The organism is Nostoc sp. (assembly GCF_036917815.1).
Lineage (GTDB): Bacteria > Cyanobacteriota > Cyanobacteriia > Cyanobacteriales > Nostocaceae > Nostoc.
On record NZ_JBALEK010000035.1, the window covers coordinates 224,645 to 243,783 of the forward strand.

A 19,139-nucleotide genomic window follows, 5' to 3' on the forward strand; every position below is an offset into this window, starting at 1 on the left:
AATGTATTTTTATGAGCAATTAACTCATTTAAAAAATGTCGTTCCGATTATCTATCCACTTGACTTGGTAGCCAATTGTGTGGAGATAATTTTGCAACATTGTGGCAGTTTTATCCTCTTCTTCTCCAGGCAAAATGGTTTCATTTCTGGGGATGGCTGGAGAAGAGGATAACAACGAGGACAAGTTAATATTTGCTTCCTCATCTCCCTCATCTGCCTCATCTGCCTCATCTCCCGGATACACTAGATTTGGTATAAACAGAGTGAACTGACTACCTGCTCCCAAAGTCGATGTCACGGTAACATCTCCACCATGTAAACGCGCTAATTTGCGTGTTAAAGCTAAACCCAAACCAGTGCCTTCGTACTGCCGATTTAACCGACTGTCAAGCTGTTTAAAGGGTTCAAATAGAAATTGAAACTGATTTGAATCTATACCAATTCCAGTATCGGAAACTGTAAATGTTATCCCTTCCGGTACTTTTTTGACTACCAGCGATATATGTCCGCCTGGGGTGAATTTAACGGCATTAGTGAGCAGGTTGAGTAACATTTGCTTGATCCGCCGCTCATCAGCAATACAAATATCCGCCTCGATGTCAATTTGATATGTGAGTTGCAATCCTTTTTCTAAGGCGCGATCGCGCACTGTCCATATAGCATAATTACATAAGTCGGACACTGACAAAGGTGACAATAATAGTTCCTCTTTGCCTGCTTCTACCTTAGATAAATCAAGGATATCGTTAATTAGTGCCAGCAGATGTTCACCACTACTATATATAGAATTTACATATTCGTTTTGCTTTTCATTGAGCGAGCCAACTATTTCTTGTTGCAGCAACTGTGACAAACCCATAATCGCATTGAGAGGGGTACGTAACTCATGGCTCATGGTTGCTAAAAACTCACTTTTTACCCGACTGGCAGATTCTGCTGCTTCTTGCGATGCACGTAGTTTCAACTCTGTCTGCTTACGTTCAGTAATGTCCTCAATCATTGCTAGAAAAAACTCAGGTTCACCATCGCTGCCTGGTATAACAGAAACAGAGATATGAGTCCAAACTAAGCTACCATTTTGATGTAGGCAGCGTCTTTCCATCTCAATGCGATGTCTTTCGACAAGCTCTTCCTCATGTTTTGAGGGTTGGAAGCCGTCCCTTGAAGTTGTCTTTAAATCTGTGCGAATTCCTGACATCAGTTGTTTGTAAAGTTTTAAATCCCCCCTTTCTGTGGAAATGTAATCGGTAAAGCTCTTGCCATATAGCTCTTCTCGGCTGTATCCTAAAATCTCGCACAGTGCCAGATTAGTATCAACTATCTGCGCTTTCATATCTATAAGTCCAATACCGATAGAAGAACGCTCAAAAATCGCTCGAAATTGCGCTTCACTCTTTCGTAGTGCTTCTTGTACGATGTTTCGCTCCCTCGCTTCTATAGCCAGCGTCACGAAATCTGCAATTGAGCCGACAAAAGTCTCTTCTTCCAAAGTCCATTGACGACCTTCGCCTATGTGTTCGTGACACACTACACCTATCAAACAACCTTCTAGCCAAATTGGTGCATACAGTATGGATGTGATGCCTAAAACTGAAAGATAAGACTCAGATAATTCTTGGGTTCTAGTATCGTTTCTGGCATCATCTGCGGCAATGGTACGTTCCTCTTCTAAAGCCTGGAAATAAGCCGGATAATTTATTTTTAAAAGCGAGTTACCAAAGGTATGCTCCTTAGTCTTCACATCATATAAATCGATGCATTCAATTTGGGAACGTTCTTCATTATAGAACCATACCCCAACTCGCTCCACCAAGAGCGTCTGAGCAGCAGTTTCTGTAATTTCCCTCAACACCGCATTGAGATTACCCTGCTGAAATGTCTTGCTTCTTGCCAGTTGTACCAGAGTCTGGCTTTGTTTTCGCCGACTATTTTCTCTGATTTGTAGAGCCTCTTGGGCCTCGTTCTGCTCTGTAATATCTATAGCTGACACCACCTGCATTAGTTGCCCTCAAGAAGAAATAATTTGGACTTGCAGTTCTACGGGAAAAGTAGAACTGTCTTTGTATAACTACAATTACTTGATATGGCTTTTCATAACCGGAAAGTATAATTTTTCTAATTAGAATTTATAATTCTGGCTAACGAGTTCAAGCTAGATTTTGCTGCTCATTTCTGTTACTTCATGCTAGTGATTTTTGCCAGGGGATATTTAACATTTCAAAGAATTTTTACTATTAAGTAATTCTTCTATCAAGTAAAGTTCCTGTTAATTAGTATAATATTTTGAATTTAATTATGGGGATTGGGAACTGGAAAAATTTTTCTTAATCCTAATCCCTAATCCTCAGTTAAAGTTATTGCTTAGTGCTGACTACCAAAACACTGTTGATTCTCCTAGAGAAAGATACCTAATGACTCAAATTTTGTCAAAATTAAGCTGACGGTAGCTTTTACGGAGGTGGAACGATGACGGATAGCAATGCAAGAATTGTTTCCTTGATTCCCGGTGGAACAGAGATTTTAGCGGTATTAGGGTTGGTTAATGCTATTGTGGGGCGATCGCACGAATGCGATTACCCTCCAGAAATCCACAATCGCCCCATTTGTACCCAAGCACGTTTAAAGTCTCATGCCTCCAGCAGCGAAATCAACGATGAGGTGAACAATTTATTACAATCTGCTCTCAGTATTTATGAAATCAAAACAGATGTTTTAGAGCAGTTAAAGCCTACCCACATTCTCACTCAAGATCAGTGCGATGTTTGCGCTGTCAGCTTACACGAAGTTGAAAAGGCGGTTGCTACACTCATTGACAGCAAACCTCAGATTATTTCTTTACAACCCAATACTCTCCAGGATGTTTGGGCTGACATTGAACGAGTCGGCAACATCTTTGGCGTAGACTCGGTAAAAATCTTAGAAAATTTACAAGCTCGCGTCAAAATTTGTCAGCAAAGAATCCAAGGACTTTCTTTACATGAAGTGCCTACTGTCGCCTGTATCGAGTGGACTGATCCTTTGATGGTTGCGGCGAATTGGATTCCTGAATTAGTTAACTTAGCAGGAGGACACTCTCTATTTTGCGCTACAGGTCAGTCGTCTCCGATCTTGCCTTGGGAAACACTTTTAATAACGAATCCAGATGTAATTGTTTTTATGCCTTGTGGCTTTGATTTAAATCGCACTCGCGAAGAAGCCAATTTGTTAACTCAACGTCCAGAGTGGGAAAAACTACACGCTGCCGAAGCTGGTAGGGTGTACATCACTGATGGCAATTCTTACTTCAATCGTCCAGGACCGAGACTGGTAGATTCTCTAGAAATTTTGGCAGAAATCTTGCATCCAGAAATTTTTCAATACGGCTACAAAGGAACTGGTTGGGAACCTTTGTAATTTAACTAGATTAAAACTAGCCCTTTCAAGGTGACTCATAAAATCTCTGTTTTCCTCTCTGCGTCGCGCCAGTTGCTACAAGTCGGGGAACCCGCCCAAGGCATTGGCAACTCTATTGCCTCTGCGGTTTAATAAATTACTTTTAAACCGCAGAGGCGCAGAGAACACAGAATACCCGGTTTTGGAAATGCCAAATTGGGCGTATATATGCCGCTTGCGTGGATAAGGATTCTTCATCGAATCGCTCTCGTGGCATGATTGTGCTTCGTAGGCAGGAGAAATTGACATCCTCACCGCCCTAAAAGGGACGGTGATTCTCTAGCAATCAAACAACCGTAGCTGTTCGTATTCTAGTCGGGTTGACAGTTCACCGGGAACAGCCGAAAGGGTGGTTCATCCAGCAGAAATCGCCTTGAACGCTCTCCATTCTGAATAAATTCCTTAAGGAATGCTGGGATTACTACCGTCAGTTACGGTATTTGTTCAGAATCTGTCGATGGTTCGTTGTTAAATAACAGCAAACGTGCAGCAAGAATGGCAAATCCTACAGCCGCGATCGCTTTTAACACGCGTGTAGGTAATAATTCGGCTACTGCACCCCCTGCTAATGATCCCAACAGGCTTGTCAACAGCAATGCCCCTGCTGCACCAAAAAATACTGCACGCAAAGAATTAGAACGCCCTGAAAGTGCGATCGCCGCAAGCTGACTTTTGTCACCCAATTCTGATAAAAAAACTGTAATAAAGCTCAGTCCTAAAAGATGCCAATCCATGTAATTAAGGTGGAGATGGGGGAGTGGGGAGATGGGGGAGATGAGGGAGAATAACTCCTGTACAGACGCGATTAATCGCGTCTCAACCTTGAAATACATCCCAAAACAGCATTAAGGAAATCACTAACAACATCACACCGGCTGATTTTTCTATAGTTTTCGGGCTGAGTCGGCTGGCTATCCAACTACCTAAAAGTACACCTAATAAGCTGGTGGTTATCAGCGCCGCCGCCGAGCCGATAAATACCACCCACGGCGAATGAGATTCTGCACTCATTAACAGAGTTGATAGCTGAGTTTTATCTCCAATTTCTGCCAGAAAAATAGTTACAAAGGTTGTACCAAAAACTACTAGCACTGATTGCTGCTTTTGAGGACTATCGGCAATTACAGGCTGAATTGGCTCAACTGCGATCGCCGGAGTTAAGTTAAAATCATTGCTGTCTTTCAGTTCTAGCTCAATCTCAGTCTGAGATATGCCAGAAATGCCCTTATATGCAGAGTCAAGTTTCACAGGTAGTAGTTTTGGTTGCTAGGGTGTTTTCATATTTCTATCATATTCTCAGATTGTTGTAATAAATTGCAACCCTACAGAATAAAATGAGTAGTGGGAGTGTCACAGCCCTACAGCTTGATCGAAGCGTAGTATTTCCAGACTGCGATCGCCATATACTCCTTCTATTTGCTGGCGACAGCAATCAATAGCAAAATCGTTAACTTCTTCTGGTTCAACCCCATACATATCTTGAAACACTTCTGATTCCACACGGCAGAAGCGAGGACGATTTGAGTAGATGCGACATTCTCGCGTGATCTGGTCGAAATTAACGCACCATCCCCCTTCGCCTACCATACTGAGGTAGAGTTCTAGTTCTGATGCTGAAAGATAGTCTTCCAAGTCGGGACGCTCTGCTGGATCAAGATTACAGCAGGCTCCACATTGCTTTACACATTGCCAAGTTGACATTTTAGACATCTCCAAATTAGTAATATTTTCTGGTAAAAGAATAGAAGGATGAGTTTTCGACTGTTGCAATTGCTCCTGACAATTACAAAGATAGGTCAGTGTTAAGCAAGATTTAATATTTTGTTACTACAAACAGGAAATTTATTGAGATGATTGTATAGAAAGATTTATTAGCTTTTAGGATTCCTTAATTATGAAACCTAATTTAGAGGATATCTCTGGCAGTTTTCCCCGCCGTCAAATTCTTAAAACTGCTCTTACCTTTGTGACTGGCTTAACCACGACATCATTGGTATCTTTTTTGATAACCAAATCCCCAAAGCCAGCACAAGCAATTGTTGTGCAACGACCAAATGAGTTTGAACTTGAGGGACAAGGTACTAACATTAAGTATTCAATTCTCAATCAAGTTCCACAGATTGATTACAGAACTAAGAACATTTCTGAGCATTTCAGTGGCGATCAAATTGAGACATTAGCTACTGATATCGGTACACTAATAACGGTAATTATTAGCAGACCGCCAAACCCTGACCTGGGAGGAAATATAGTCAAACTGAGCTTCCTCTTACCAATTATCAACCTAGCTATTGGGAGTCGAGAAAGTCCTGTCCAAACCGAAGCAATTTTAACTACTGAAAGAACATCAGGATTTATCCGTACTCCGTTGTTTGGACAATTACAGTCATATCAGACTATAGTACTCCGGGGAACCGCTAGATATAGATAAGGGCTAATTTTTAGCTGGGTGGATCATTAAGTGCCTAAAATCACACTAAAACACTTTTAAAACATCCTTTTAGCTTGACTTTATGCCCTGGGGCTGAAGCCCTTACTAGAAGGGAATCATTCTGGAAAAATAAAAAACTCCACGCCACTTGCAGGATGGAGTTTTTAGTCATTAGTCATTAGTACCAATGACTAACGCTCTTCTATGACTCTGGAGAGAGAATAATCCAGGCGATTAGAAATCGCGGCTACACAAGCAAAGTCCGCCTGCGCGGACTAACGTCAAAATAGGGTTTCAAATTTAATCTGATCAGAGTAATAAAAGAGCGCTAATGACTAAAGCGGCAGGGCGGCTATCCCTCTCCACCCACGTTCGCGCAGCGTCCCGTAGGGAGGGGATGGAGTTTACCGCCGCTTTCTATGAATGGCGATTAGCTGATCAAAAAAATGTCTTGCCTCAGGTCATGTCAATTGATTTTTTCTTGCTTGTGAGAAATCCGGGATTAGAGATTGGGATTGAGAAAAATTTTCCCAGCCCCCAGTCTCCCTATTTTACGTTTTTATATCTTTTCTTATAATTTTGTTAAGTAAATTAAATCTAAGAGACCATAGCCAGATATGATCGATTTCGGGTTTTGTAATTAAGTTATTGAATTTTTTAAGACAATTGAGAGGAGAAAAGGAAAAATGTTTGACGCTGTATCTGACTTGTTTAACGCTTTTATCAGTATCAATTGGGAAGTTATTTTCCAATTGCTCTCTGTGGCGCTAATCGTGATTGCTGGCCCAGCAGTAATCTTTGTGCTAGCATTTCGCAACGGCAACCTTTAAAAGTACTGAGTGCTGATTGAGAGTTAGGAGTGAGGAAGTGAATTTTATTCTCAACTCATAACTGATAAATCAGCACTCGTAGTCTCACAAGTGAGAAGTTGATTAGGAACTCCTAATTTCTAGCTCCTAAGAGGATGTTTGAAAAGTTTTTTTTATACGCCTAACCCTTGGAAATCCCCCTAAATCCACGCCACGTGCAACAAGAGTGGCTCGCCGCCCAACGCAGTGGCTCCCCGATAAATTGGGGGACTTTGATTCTTCCCCCTTTTTAAGGCAGGGCTGTTTCATTCGTTCAGATCAGAATTTTGTCAAGAGTATCAACCAGAAAATTTAGTGAGTTGGTAATCGAAAAATTACTGTTTCAATCGGTAAATTTAAGTGCGATCGCCTGGTTTTTGACCCAATTAGAGTGTTTAAAAACCTGATTTTTTTGACTGATACGCTTGTAAATTAAGGTCTTTTGGGGAATGAATCAGCCCTGCTTTTTAAGGGGGGTTAGGGGGGATCAACGAGTGCCTAAAATCACACCTAACTACTTTTCAAACAACCTCTAACTCCTAACTGATAAAGCCTGAAGCGCAGCTTGGATAATATTGTGATACAGTGGTTGAGAAATATCAACTTCTTTGGCGTTTTGACGATTAGTGCCCAGCAAACCAATTAGATGTCCTGGCTGCATAGCTAAGACTTTGCCTTCAGGATTTTTGATTCTTAATTCTGCTTCAATACCGTTTTTATAGAAACCACAAGTATAATGTCGCTGGTTGTACTCAAAAGTTGTGCTTGACGGGGTAGGTGGCGAAGCCAAAAATTGTTGAAGCTGAACTGGCAGTCTGACACCGATTAACTCTAGTTCGATGGTGGTGTTACCGTTAAAGTAATTTTCTCGCAGTTTGTAAGCGATATCCACTCGCAGTGGTAGTTGGAAATAGTCGCCCCAACGCCAAGCGATCGCTTTGATTTGATACTGCTGATGATCGATAGTTTGGGCAATTGTCAGTTTAATGTGACCTTTCCCAACGATTTTTTGCTCAACCACTTGGACATTAGGTGTCCAGAAAACTGGATCTGGGTTATCCATACCGCAAGGGTGTAGAGCGTTAAGCTGTTGATAAAGCTGCTGATTGATGTGATTTAGGTTGACTTCGGCATCAATTTTGAGCAGAGGTTTAAGATGTTGGGGTTCAAGACACTGGTTAGCAAACTCAATCAAACGCGATCGCACCATCTGTAAATTCTCTGCTGGTAGAGAAAATCCCCCGGCTGCTTTGTGTCCGCCAAATTTGCCCAGTAAATCGTGACAATATTCCAAAGCTTCAAATACATGAAACTCTGGAATTGAGCGTGCTGAACCGCGTATATGTCCCTCATCCTCGTAAGTACCGATGAACACGGGAACACCGTAGCGTTCCACCAAACGCGAGGCGACAATCCCAATAACGCCATGATGCCAATTGGGTTGAACAACAATTAATACACGGTCTTGCTGTAAAGATGCAACAAATTCTGTCTCTACATAAGCGATCGCTTCTTGTTCAATTTGCTGACACATCTCCTGGCGAGAGGCATTGATTTGTTCGCATTGCATTGCTCTTTCCAGCGCCACTCCCATATCATCTGTAGTCAGCAATTCAATCACAGTCTGGGGATCACCAATTCGACCAATAGCATTAATTCGTGGCCCCAGGCGAAAACCGATATCTTCAGGCTTGAGGGATTTGGGATTTTGGCTTTGGGATTTGGGATTGGCGATTTTCTCTTCTGCTCCCTCATCTCCCCTCGCCTGTACGCCACCTACCTGAATTAACGCCTGTACTCCGGGTAAGTTGGATTTGGGTAAATGCTGTAAACCACGTTTCACCCAACGGCGATTCACACCAGTTAAGGGGGCTAAATCTGCGATCGTTCCCAGTGTAAATAGTGCTAGCATCGGCTGGATCAAGCCCTTAGTTTCCCCTAGTTGTTGTGCTAGAGACACTGCCAAAATATAGGCGACACCAACACCAGCAACACCCCGATAAGGTGAGGATTCTGCTATCAGTTTGGGGTTGAGGATAGCGTTAGCTGGCGGTAATTTTTGAGGTACATCATGGTGATCGGTGATAATCACTGCTAGACCAAGTTCTCTCGCTCTTGCAACTGGTTCAAACGCAGAGATACCATTATCTACAGTGAGAATTAGTCCTACACCTTCGCTGTGAAATTCTTCAACTATGCGTTTATTAATACCATAGCCTTCATGCATCCGACTGGGAATAGCATAATCTACTTGTGCGCCTAAAGTGCGGAGACTACGCAAAAGTAGAGCAGTGCTGGTCATCCCATCAGCATCGTAGTCACCGCAAATAGCAATTTTAGTTTGAGTAGCGATCGCATTTTGCAACAATTCCAAGCTAATCGCCAAATCTGGGAAATCTTCTAACGGCGAAGGCAAAACTAAAGACTCTGGCTCTAAAAATGCTTGTACCTGTTCTGGTGTTTCCATACCCCGATTAATCAACAACTGGCTGACAATGGGTGAAAGATTTGTCAAAGCTGCCAGATTTTGGGCAAATTCTGGTTTTTGTGGATAAATCTGCCAGCGCTGATCGGGTAAGCGTCGGCGAGGCTTTGAAAGTTCAGATACAGGTCGCTCTAGCACAATAAAATTTAGGAGTTTTCAGTTAGAATCTAAAGTGACTAATTATTTATCGTTACTAATAACATTATTTGCTACCTATAACACAATACAGTTCAGAATGAGCAACAAAACACTTGTAGAGACGGCGATTTATCGCGTCTCTAAAACCAAAAATTGTTGCCAGTAGCCCTTCACCCAAGCGTATTGACCTATAACACGTTAATCCTACCATCATCCATAATATATAACGAGCGATCGCCAGGAGAGCGCCAAGTTGGACGAAGTTCCAGCCGCAATGTCCCAAAGTTAGGTTTAGAGACAATTGCTTGTAGTGATAAACCCTTTTCGCTCCAAAATATCAGAGATGTATTTGGCTCCGCACCCTCTATTTGTTCTAAACTTAATTTCTGCCCTGGACTCAAGGATATTGCATCAGTCCCAGAGGGTTTTTGGACTTTTATCAGGTTGGGTGTGCTATTTATAACTTCAAATCGGATGTATTGCCCAGGTGTAAACTGAATTGGGTGCGACCCACACTTAGAGGCACAAGTTCGAGCTAAGGTAGCACTGGGATTATTGATTGCTGCTACTAGAATGGTAGCTGTAACTAAAGCAAATGACAGAGGCTTAAACATAATACACAGTATAAGTACTAAACTGAAATTTTACTTAAATTTAGTACTATTAAGCCTCAGTATATTTTCCAGAATTACTTTGCTAATTCCCAGTTATTAAATTACGAATTATTTATTATAAACATCTCCTCTCGCACCAATGGCATAAATTTCGATGTCTTTGGAATCAATATCCACTGTAAAAATAATTCTGTTTTTACCTATACGTAGTCTGTAAAATCCCTCCCAATCACCTTTCATCTTTTTGATATCTAGTTCTGTAAACGGGATAATGCCTTGGTCTTCGACAGCAATAACAATTTGCCTTATTTGCTCCCGAATATTTTCGACATCTTCGGGATTTGCTTTTTCTAAAAACTTAATCGCTTTTTTGCGAAATTTTATTGCCATATCTTACCCAATCGGTCATATCAATTACTTCATCCTCAGCATGATCTGAAGGTACACCAAACTTGGCTTCAAGTTCGCGTTGCTCATCATCACTTATGTAAGGAATAAGAATTTGACAGAGGCGAAGTCTTTCTTCTTGCAGAACTTCACGCATAGTTTCTTTAATCAATGCTTTTAATTCTTGAATTTCCACTGTATGCCTTTTATTCATGCTGAGATGTATATATATATTACCTAGTCTCAGCTTTTAGGAGGGGATTTGTGTGAAAATAGCAGATTACAAAAGTTGGGAAATTTATTTCCAGGTATAAATTTCAGTACACAGAAGGATTTTTTAAGTGGGACATTGAGTTGACTAGATTTAGATAAAAGGGAAAAGGAATAATAGTTGCTCACAACTGAACCTGGCTTTTACCTTTCCCCTTCCTCTGTGATGTCTCTTTAACCGAAGCGTCCACTGATATAATCCTCAGCTTCTTTAGTTTGAGGAGAACTGAACATTTGAACTGTAGGATTAAATTCAACTAATTTTCCACGACGTTTACCATGTTCGTCAATTTCTGTATTGAAGAAAGCCGTGAAATCTGCCACTCTAGAAGCTTGCTGCATATTGTGTGTCACCATAATGATGGTGTATTGCTCCTTGAGTTCTAAGCAGAGTTCTTCTACTTGGCGGCTAGAAATTGGGTCGAGAGCAGAACATGGCTCATCCATTAATAATACATCTGGCTTCATCGCGATCGCACGCGCAATGCAAAGTCGTTGCTGTTGTCCGCCAGATAATGCAGTTCCCTTCTCTTTGAGTTTATCCTTGACTTCATTCCAGATAGCAGCGCGTCTGAGGGAATCTTCCACCAATTCATCAATGTTACCCTTATAACCGTTAGCACGGGGGCCAAAGGCAATATTTTCGTATATTGACTTCGGGAAAGGATTCGGTCTTTGAAAAACCATTCCCACTTGGCGGCGTAATTTGACCGAATTTATCTTAGGATCGTAAATATTGCGATCGCGATAATTCAGTCTACCCTCGACCTTAGCACCAGGAATTAAATCATTCATCCGGTTGAAGCAACGTAGAAGGGTACTTTTACCACATCCTGAAGGCCCAATAAAAGCAATAATTTGTTTATCAGGAATCTTCATATAGACATCTAAAAGTGCCAGAATCCCGCCATAGTAAACCTTCACACCTTCAACATGGAAAACGCCATTACCTTGTTCAATTGTGGCACTATCTGATTGACTTCTACTATTGCTATAAGTCATTTTGCTTATCTCCTAATATTTGTGAATGTATCCAATTAGATATTTAATTACCTAACGTATTGAAAAGCGTTGCCGGATATAAATTGCGACACCATTTAAAGCTAAAATCAAGAGTAACAATGCAATAATTGTGGCTGCTGCTGCATTAGCAAAACCTGGTTCAGGACGAGTAATGTAACTGTAAATTTGAATGGGTAATGCCATAAATCTCTGGAACAAACCAGGGTCAAAAGTGAGAAAACCCACAGCACCGACAACAATTAGAGATGCTGCATCACCAATTGCACGGGATACAGAAATAATCACCCCTGTCAAAATACCGGGAATAGCATAAGGTAAAACGTGGCTGCTGATAGTTCGCCATTTGGTGACACCTAAGCCATAAGAAGCATTTCTCAAGGAATCCGGGACAGCGCGAATTGCTTCTCTAGCTGTCACAATAATGACTGGTAAAGACAACAAAGATAAAGTCAATGCACCAGAAATTAAAGCAGGGCCAAACCCAAGCAAATAATTGAAAACTCCTAAACCCAGCAATCCATAGACAATAGAAGGTACACCCGCCAGATTACTGATATTAATCTCAATAATCGCTGTCCACCAAGCTTTAGGTGCATACTCTTCTAGATATAAAGCTGCTCCAACCCCAATGGGGACAGTGACTAAAATCACAACACTTCCTAAAAGAACGCTGCTGATAATTGCAGGACGAATACCACCTTGGTCAGGAAAACGAGAAGGAGTTTCAGTCAGAAAGCCGGGTGACAAAAATCTGCCTAATCCGTCTTTAAAAATATCAGAAAGCAGCAATGCTAGGACAAATAAACCAATCAACAATCCTAACAAAAAAAGTACTTCAAATACTTTCCCTAATGTCTCCCTACTTTCAACATTATCGGTAAATTCTGGCGCAGAATCTAGAGAATCATCTTGTTGATAACTTGTAGCCATAACTATTACTCGTATTTTTCTTTAAAGCGATTAGCAATCCAGTAACTAACAATATTTAAAATGAGGGTGATGACAAACAAAACAGCGCCTACAGCATATAAAGTCTTGAAATTGAGACTCCCGCGAGGGCTATCTCCCCCAGAAATTTGTGCCATGTAAGCTGTCATTGTTTCTATTGATTCCGCAATATTAATAGTCACCTTGGGCTGTAGTCCGGCGGCGATGAGGACAGTCATTGTTTCACCCACAGCGCGAGAAATACCCAAAATAATCGAGGCGATAATTCCAGAAAGTGCGGCTGGTAGAACTACTTGAAAAATGGTTTCCAGTTTAGTGATACCTACAGCATAAGCTCCTTCCCGTAAAGAACGGGGAACTGCTTTAATGGCATCTAAACTAATAGAACCAACAGTAGGAGTAATCATTATTCCCATCATTATCCCCGCACTCAAGGAATTGAATATTTCTACAGGGATAATATTCCGCAGTAATGGAGTTACAAACAACAGTGCAAAGTAACCATAAACTACAGTTGGTACGCCTGCTAAAAGTTCCACTGCTGGACGTAAAACTGCTGCTACTTTCGGTTGAGCATATTCACTCAAGTAAATGGCAGAAGATAAACCCAAAGGAATCGCAACTGACATCGCAATAGCTGTAGTCAAGAAAGTGCCATTAATCAAAGGCCAAATGCCAAAATGTCTATTTGCAAATAGAGGTGTCCACTTGGTATCTAAAAAGAATTGGGCAAAGGAAACTTCTTGGAAAAAACCAAATGTCTCTTGAAAGATAATTACAACAATGCCAAAGGTAGTTAAAACTGAAACTAAAGCACAAGTAAATAAAATTAGCGCAACAATCTTTTCCGAAATATCTTCAGATGGATTTTTATCAAGTGACTGTCTAGATGGGAGATAAGAATCTTCTTGAGAATTGAAATTTTGCATAAACAATTAAGTTTTAACTACACTCAGACTACAATGAATATGACATTTTTTAAATAAAGTTTGTGATTGGTTCACCTGGTTTGGCTTTTTTGAATTTTGTCCCAGTTTCACCCCTAGCAAATTTTTGTTTGACTTTGACATAAGCTGCATCTGGTAATGCCACATAACCAACACTATCTACCCACTTCCAAGAATTTTCTAGATAAAAATCTACAAATTCTTTGACTGCTGGCTTGGTATCTAAGGACTTTTTACTGATATAGATGAAGAGGGGACGAGACAAAGGTGTGTAGATATTTTTGATGACATTATCCACCGGTACTGGTTTTTCACACTTTCCTGTAGGACTTTCTACTGCAACCAGATTAAGTTTTTCTTGGTTTTGAATGTAGTAAGATATGCCGACATAACCTAATGCTGATACATCACCTGAAACACCTTGTACTAAAAGATTTTGATTTTGACTAGGTGTGTAATCTGTACGGCCATTCTTGGCTTTGCCAGTTACAGCTTGAGTCATATAATCAAATGTTCCAGTATCAGAAGCGGGAGCATACAGCTTCATCTTTTCGTTAGGGAATTTGGGATTAACTTGATTCCAATTCAAGATTTTACCGTCTGATTTTGCGCCCCAAATTTTGCCTAGTTCCTTAACAGTTAGACATTTGGCGAAGTTATTTTTACGGTTAGCAATGACAGCGATGCCATCTAAAGCTATAGGCAACTCGACAAATTCAATATTCTTACTTTTACATTTTTTTATTTCTTCATCTCTAATGGTACGAGAGGCACCAGCTATATCAATATCGCCATTACAAAACTTACTGAAACCACCACCAGTCCCACTTGAGGCTACACTAACTTTAGCTTCAGGTTTACCTTTGCCGTATTCTTCTGCAACTGCTAAAGAAACAGGAAAACCTACTGCGGCACCATCAATGCTCACCTGACTTTTCAATTCTTGTCCACTATTACAAGCAGTTATACTGCTGGTAATCAGCATTAAAGATGTTAGAAAAAAGCTATGCTGAAATCGGTTACAAAAGCTCATAAATTATCAATTTAGATAAAGTGACTGAGAATTTCTTGCCCTTGGCTATCTGCAAACTGTAGAGAATGCAGCATGAAAAAAAGATATATCATGCTTTGCTTGCAGCTTGAACTTTGTCAAAAATTGCCCCATCTCCAAAAAACTTTTTCTGGATAATATCCCAACCACCTAAATCTTCAGATGTGAATAAAGTTTTAATTGCTGGATGTTGTGATGCTACTTCTTCGGTAACGGTGGGGTTAACAGGACGATATTGTAATTTTGCAAATTCCCGTTGAGCTTCTGTAGAGTAAAGAAAATCAACAAATGCTTGTGCAACTTCTCTTGTATCGTGTTTATCAACGTTTTTATCAACTACCGCCACAGGATTATCAATGGAAATATTAACTTGTGGTACAACATAAGGCAACTTTGTCCCATTTTTACCTGCCAAAATCACCTCATTTTCGTAGTTGATTAAGACATCTCCCTCACCTTTTTGGAAAAATAAATCGCTAGCCTCACGCGCATCTTTCGTTAAAGTAGGGGTATTTTTATAAACTTTAGTGACATAATCTAGCGCTGTGGCCTCATCACCACCTGTTAGACTTACCGAACCCCAGAAAGCCAAGAATTCCCAGATAGCAATACCAGAAGTTTTTGGGTTAGCCGCAATTACTTTCACGCCATCTTTTGCCAAGTCTGCCCAAGTCTGGATGCCTTTGGGGTTGCCTTCACGAGTGACGATCGCAGCAACGGATCTACTAACGATACCACTTCTCGGTGCTTTGATTTCCCAACCTGATTTAATTAAACCGGCTTGCTGAATTTTGTTGACATCTAAGGGAAGCGCTAAATGTACTATATCTGCTTCTTGCGAACCGTCGATGACAGCAGCCGCTTGAGCTACAGAACCACCATAACTTTGCTCAAATGTAACGTTTTGGTTATGTTCTTGCTTCCACTTTGCCACAAATTTGGGAATTATCTGGTCATGAGCTGCTTTGGTGACGGAGAAAGAAACGAGTTTTAATTTAACATCATTTTTGCTAGCTGAACTGTTTTCAGAACAGGAGGCAACTGCTATACTAAAAAAAATACCTATTAGAAACAGACTCACAAAGCTTTGTAGAGTGCGTCCATTCAACCAACTTCTAATTGTGTGTTGATACCAGAGTTGTATACTCTGCAAAGCTTTCATCATATAAGCCTGTATCCCTTCACTCAGGAATTGACTTAATTGTGTCGGTTGTTGCGACTCGCTCATCAGAATTCACCCCTAAATCTACGGTATTTCTAGACGGATACCGTAATAAAATAATTATAGGGTACATAGAAGAATATTTATCATTTGACTTCAATTTTTTTTACTAATTGAGCAATTTATCATTAAAAGTGGCAAAGAAATCTGATTTACCAAGGCATTTCAAAAAACGAGTTTTTTCTGCTGGGAAGCGAAAAAATCCAGCTATATCAATGCATATTTTTAGCTAAAAGTATGTGATGATTAATACAAAATAGTGGTAGGATTTCAACAATTGGAGCCAGCAAAGCTGTTTTTAAAATACTGATGTAGCAACTGGTTGTCAGATATTGACTCTACTGATATAACAGATAATCAGGCGATAAGATTTAAGTACTCACCAGCTGAGTCAGGCGCTTCAATATGCGTAGCACGTCGTACAATTCATTTCCAGGATTTCGCATCAAAAAACCCTTTGATAAAGCATAACACGGTGGATTTACCTTCACTAATTTGACAAAAATAAACTCGCTTCCCGTGGCAATCATACCAAAACTAGGTTGATCGGTATACGGATTTCCTAACATATAAGCAAGAAGTTGTGCGAGTCCTTCTTCAATTGAAAAGGAAGCTCTTTTAGACTCAATAATCATCACCCAGAATTGCTCTTTCAAAACTAATGCATCCATTCTGCCTTTGATGATGACATCTTCATCTGGCACAGCAATATCTATAGATTCTTCTGATTTTACATAAAAGGGAGCTAGATAGAAATCCCCGATAAAAAGTAATGGGTCTACAATTGCCATTCTGACTACATCTTCTAGTAAAGGTGGGTAATTAAGAAGATTTAAATAACCAGTTTTCACCTTGTCTAAAAGTTGTTTATCTACATCATTAATTTCTAGTAAATTCTCTTGCCATTCATGAAAAAATGAGTCATCCAAAACTAACTGAATGCCAAACTTATCGATTAAATAGCGTAAGTCAGTATCCTTTGCTTGGATTATTTGCGTCATAGATTTTGGGGAGTGGAATATAGTAAATGAATTGGCTTTAGGGACTTCCAGATAAATAAATATCCCATCGCTTTTAAGGCAGGGGGCAGGGGGAGAAAAAGCCGTTTTGAAGGAGTGAAATTGGATAATTTATTTCTTGGAGTTCCCTTATCCTATTCATTAGTTGCTGCTTCTAGCCAAACTTCCACATCATTTGTTAGCAATTTCTGGGCTGCATCCATCATTGATGCTGCTATGTCTTTGAGGTCTTCACGATTGTTTAAGTAAGTTTTCAACGCTTCCATTGGGTCGATGCTGCTACTTGCGCTCAATTCAGGAATGCGGGGTCTGGCTAATTGACTTACTAATTCTGCTTGAATGGTATAGGTGTGAGCAAGATTTAAAGCAGTATGTAGAGAGGAACTGTCAATTAAATCCATTTGTTCAGAGCGGAGTTTGTAAATTAGCCGCACTACAGCATCTTCAATATCATACTTGGCGATCGCCTTCATTAACACCCCTTGCGGATCATCTGCTTTCGATATATCCACCTCAATGGTGCGGAAAGTCCGAACTGTTAAGGGACAAAATTCCCATTCAGCGCTTCCCCGTTCCAGTTCCAGCATCACATAGCCTTTGTCTTCTTTTTCTTCACTAAAATCTACCCGCTCAATACTCCCTGGATAAATTACCGGCGGGTTGTTGGATTTATTCAGATTTTGGTGGCGGTGGACGTGTCCCAATGCTACATAATCAAAACAAGGTCGTGTCAGCAAAGATAGAGGTAGAGTAAAGCCTTTACCTACTGCCAAAAAGCGTTCTGCGCCCAAGGTAGCATTGTCAGCCATCAAGTGAGCTAAAAGAACAGTTGGCACATCGGGGTCAAGACGACGAATTTCCCCTTCTATAACAACTCGCAGACGTTCCGTTAATAGTTGGTTAACTTCCGCCAAAGATAAACCTTCAGTCTCTTGGCGAGTCATCAGAGTCGAACGGGTCAACCAAGGGAGGGTAATTACTTGGACTTTGCCGTTGCGGGTTTGAATGCAGTGCGTAGTTAATGTATCACCCACAACAAATCCTGGTACTCCCAAGGTGCGGTAAATATTTAAACTCGCTCCTCCCTGTCCTTGCGAATGTTGGTCATGGTTCCCCACCAACAGCACTGTGGGAATATTAGCATCCATCAGACGGCGAAATTGGCTAGCAAAAGCTTGTTGTACATAAGGCGGTGGTGTTGCATCCGGGAAAGCATCACCACCAAATATCACCATATCTACAGTATCTGCGATCGCTCGGTCAATACATTTAGATAGTGTATTGACAAAATCCTCCAATCGTGTATTTAATCCAGTTGCGGGATTAATTCGTCCGTGGGAGAAGCCGCTTCCCATGTGGATGTCGGAGAGATGGAGGATTTTAATCATATTTGTCCTTTGTCCTTTGTCTAATACTAATGACAAATGACTAATGAGCAATGACTAAATATGAATTCCACATTCTGTTTTATCACTTCCCCGCCAGCGTCCGGCGCGTTCGTCTTCGCCTTCGCCTACTTTGGTGGTAATGGGTTCGTCGCCGATGCTGGGATAACCTTTATCGTGTAGAGGGTTGTAGATGACTCCATGTTCAGCTACGTAAACCCAACTGTCTTGGCGTGTCCAGGTAGCTATAGGATTTACTTTCAGCCGACCTTTACCATCAAATTCAAATATGGGCATATTTGCACGGGTTACTGCTTGGTCACGGCGGCGTCCGGTAATCCAAGCGATGCTGTTGAGTTCGTCTAGACCCCGTAGCAGTGGTTCAATTTTTGTAATGTGATGGAATTGGGCAATATCCTTGTCCCAGAGTTTATCGCCATATTTCGCTTCAAAGGCTTCGCGGGTGTCTACATCTGGAGTTTTGAAGGTTTGCAAATCCAGGTTGTAGATTTCTTTGGCTTTGGCAACCAATTCTAGGCTTTCGGCAAAGTGGTGCAAGGTGTCGAGAAAGATTACAGGAACGGGATGCTTCAGTTCACTGTAAAGAATATGAGTAATTATCATGTCATCCACGTTAAAGGCGCTTGTTTGCACCAGTTCCGTTGGGATATTTTCTATAGACCATGCCAGGATGTCTTTAGGAGTGGCAGTTTCAAATTGCTCATTTAGTTGCTCTAAGTCAAAAGCGATCGCTTGGTTTCTAGATGCCGTGGATACTGTCATGATAATCTTCTATTCAAATATTTTTACCTTGATTAATACTGATCTTATCCCATAAAGGCGCGTATTCCGCTCGGATATAAGGTAATCATTTTGTTCGGAAATTACTACATTATGGTATGGGCATTGGGCACTTGTACTGAGCGCAGTCGTTGGCGC

The 19,139-nt window shown here is 40.9% G+C and carries 20 protein-coding genes; 3 read left to right on the top strand and 17 right to left on the bottom strand.

Annotated features, from left to right (window positions below):
- Window positions 1-28: 28 nt before the first annotated feature.
- The gene (locus V7K97_RS09575; protein WP_334800643.1) at window positions 29-1,999 is read right to left on the bottom strand and encodes an ATP-binding protein; all 1,971 of its coding nucleotides are present in this window, start codon (window positions 1,997-1,999) and stop codon (window positions 29-31) included.
- A 467-nt stretch (window positions 2,000-2,466) separates the two neighbouring features.
- Between V7K97_RS09575 and V7K97_RS09580 the strand changes: the two genes are divergently transcribed.
- A complete protein-coding gene (locus V7K97_RS09580; RefSeq protein ID WP_334800644.1) occupies window positions 2,467-3,393 on the top strand; it encodes a cobalamin-binding protein in 927 nt (308 codons plus the stop codon).
- A 75-nt stretch (window positions 3,394-3,468) separates the two neighbouring features.
- On the opposite strand, the gene V7K97_RS09585 is transcribed toward V7K97_RS09580, so the two are convergent.
- The 4 genes from V7K97_RS09585 to V7K97_RS09600 all read right to left on the bottom strand — a co-directional run bounded on the left by V7K97_RS09585 (window position 3,469) and on the right by V7K97_RS09600 (window position 5,133).
- Window positions 3,469-3,681 (bottom strand): hypothetical protein, encoded by a 213-nt coding sequence (locus tag V7K97_RS09585; protein ID WP_334800645.1) that lies wholly within the window; start codon window positions 3,679-3,681, stop codon window positions 3,469-3,471.
- A 182-nt stretch (window positions 3,682-3,863) separates the two neighbouring features.
- Complete coding sequence (locus V7K97_RS09590) at window positions 3,864-4,166, bottom strand: TMEM165/GDT1 family protein (protein ID WP_334800646.1); 303 nt, start codon at window positions 4,164-4,166, stop codon at window positions 3,864-3,866.
- Window positions 4,167-4,248: 82 nt separating this feature from the next.
- Window positions 4,249-4,680 carry a TMEM165/GDT1 family protein gene (locus V7K97_RS09595; protein WP_334800647.1) on the bottom strand — a complete coding sequence of 144 codons (432 nt, stop codon included), beginning with the start codon at window positions 4,678-4,680 and terminating at the stop codon, window positions 4,249-4,251.
- Between the two features lie 102 nt (window positions 4,681-4,782).
- Entirely contained in the window at window positions 4,783-5,133 is a 351-nt protein-coding gene (locus V7K97_RS09600; protein ID WP_334800648.1) for a YkgJ family cysteine cluster protein, read from the bottom strand.
- Window positions 5,134-5,326: 193 nt separating this feature from the next.
- Between V7K97_RS09600 and V7K97_RS09605 the strand changes: the two genes are divergently transcribed.
- Window positions 5,327-5,863, top strand: coding sequence for a hypothetical protein (locus V7K97_RS09605; RefSeq protein ID WP_334800649.1), 537 nt, complete (start codon window positions 5,327-5,329; stop codon window positions 5,861-5,863).
- Window positions 5,864-6,549: 686 nt separating this feature from the next.
- Window positions 6,550-6,693, top strand: a complete 144-nt coding sequence (gene psb30, locus V7K97_RS09610) for a photosystem II reaction center protein Ycf12/Psb30 (protein WP_442936923.1) — start codon at window positions 6,550-6,552, stop codon at window positions 6,691-6,693.
- Between the two features lie 550 nt (window positions 6,694-7,243).
- On the opposite strand, the gene recJ is transcribed toward psb30, so the two are convergent.
- The 12 genes from recJ to cysH form a co-directional block, all read right to left on the bottom strand.
- Window positions 7,244-9,334 carry a single-stranded-DNA-specific exonuclease RecJ gene (gene recJ, locus V7K97_RS09615; RefSeq protein WP_334800650.1) on the bottom strand — a complete coding sequence of 697 codons (2,091 nt, stop codon included), beginning with the start codon at window positions 9,332-9,334 and terminating at the stop codon, window positions 7,244-7,246.
- A 188-nt stretch (window positions 9,335-9,522) separates the two neighbouring features.
- The gene (locus V7K97_RS09620; protein WP_334800651.1) at window positions 9,523-9,948 is read right to left on the bottom strand and encodes a hypothetical protein; all 426 of its coding nucleotides are present in this window, start codon (window positions 9,946-9,948) and stop codon (window positions 9,523-9,525) included.
- 108 nt (window positions 9,949-10,056) lie between these two features.
- Window positions 10,057-10,338 carry a type II toxin-antitoxin system RelE family toxin gene (locus tag V7K97_RS09625; RefSeq protein ID WP_334800652.1) on the bottom strand — a complete coding sequence of 94 codons (282 nt, stop codon included), beginning with the start codon at window positions 10,336-10,338 and terminating at the stop codon, window positions 10,057-10,059.
- Window positions 10,307-10,531 carry a hypothetical protein gene (locus V7K97_RS09630; RefSeq protein WP_334800653.1) on the bottom strand — a complete coding sequence of 75 codons (225 nt, stop codon included), beginning with the start codon at window positions 10,529-10,531 and terminating at the stop codon, window positions 10,307-10,309. Before V7K97_RS09630 ends, V7K97_RS09625 begins: the two co-directional genes overlap by 32 nt.
- Before the next feature lie 248 nt (window positions 10,532-10,779).
- Window positions 10,780-11,607, bottom strand: a complete 828-nt coding sequence (pstB, locus tag V7K97_RS09635; protein ID WP_334800654.1) for a phosphate ABC transporter ATP-binding protein PstB — start codon at window positions 11,605-11,607, stop codon at window positions 10,780-10,782.
- A 51-nt stretch (window positions 11,608-11,658) separates the two neighbouring features.
- A complete protein-coding gene (gene pstA, locus V7K97_RS09640; protein WP_334800655.1) occupies window positions 11,659-12,558 on the bottom strand; it encodes a phosphate ABC transporter permease PstA in 900 nt (299 codons plus the stop codon).
- Between the two features lie 5 nt (window positions 12,559-12,563).
- Window positions 12,564-13,505 (bottom strand): phosphate ABC transporter permease subunit PstC, encoded by a 942-nt coding sequence (gene pstC / locus V7K97_RS09645; protein ID WP_334800656.1) that lies wholly within the window; start codon window positions 13,503-13,505, stop codon window positions 12,564-12,566.
- A 49-nt stretch (window positions 13,506-13,554) separates the two neighbouring features.
- The gene (locus tag V7K97_RS09650) at window positions 13,555-14,556 is read right to left on the bottom strand and encodes a PstS family phosphate ABC transporter substrate-binding protein (protein ID WP_334800658.1); all 1,002 of its coding nucleotides are present in this window, start codon (window positions 14,554-14,556) and stop codon (window positions 13,555-13,557) included.
- A gap of 88 nt (window positions 14,557-14,644) precedes the next feature.
- Entirely contained in the window at window positions 14,645-15,802 is a 1,158-nt protein-coding gene (locus tag V7K97_RS09655) for a sulfate ABC transporter substrate-binding protein (RefSeq protein WP_334800659.1), read from the bottom strand.
- 365 nt (window positions 15,803-16,167) lie between these two features.
- On the bottom strand, window positions 16,168-16,797 hold the full coding sequence (locus V7K97_RS09660; protein ID WP_334800660.1) for a restriction endonuclease subunit R: 630 nt from the start codon (window positions 16,795-16,797) through the stop codon (window positions 16,168-16,170).
- A gap of 152 nt (window positions 16,798-16,949) precedes the next feature.
- Window positions 16,950-18,203: an exonuclease SbcCD subunit D gene (locus V7K97_RS09665; protein ID WP_334800661.1), complete on the bottom strand. Its 1,254-nt coding sequence runs from the start codon at window positions 18,201-18,203 to the stop codon at window positions 16,950-16,952.
- Window positions 18,204-18,257: 54 nt separating this feature from the next.
- Window positions 18,258-18,983 (bottom strand): phosphoadenosine phosphosulfate reductase, encoded by a 726-nt coding sequence (gene cysH, locus V7K97_RS09670; protein WP_334800662.1) that lies wholly within the window; start codon window positions 18,981-18,983, stop codon window positions 18,258-18,260.
- Window positions 18,984-19,139: the final 156 nt, after the last annotated feature.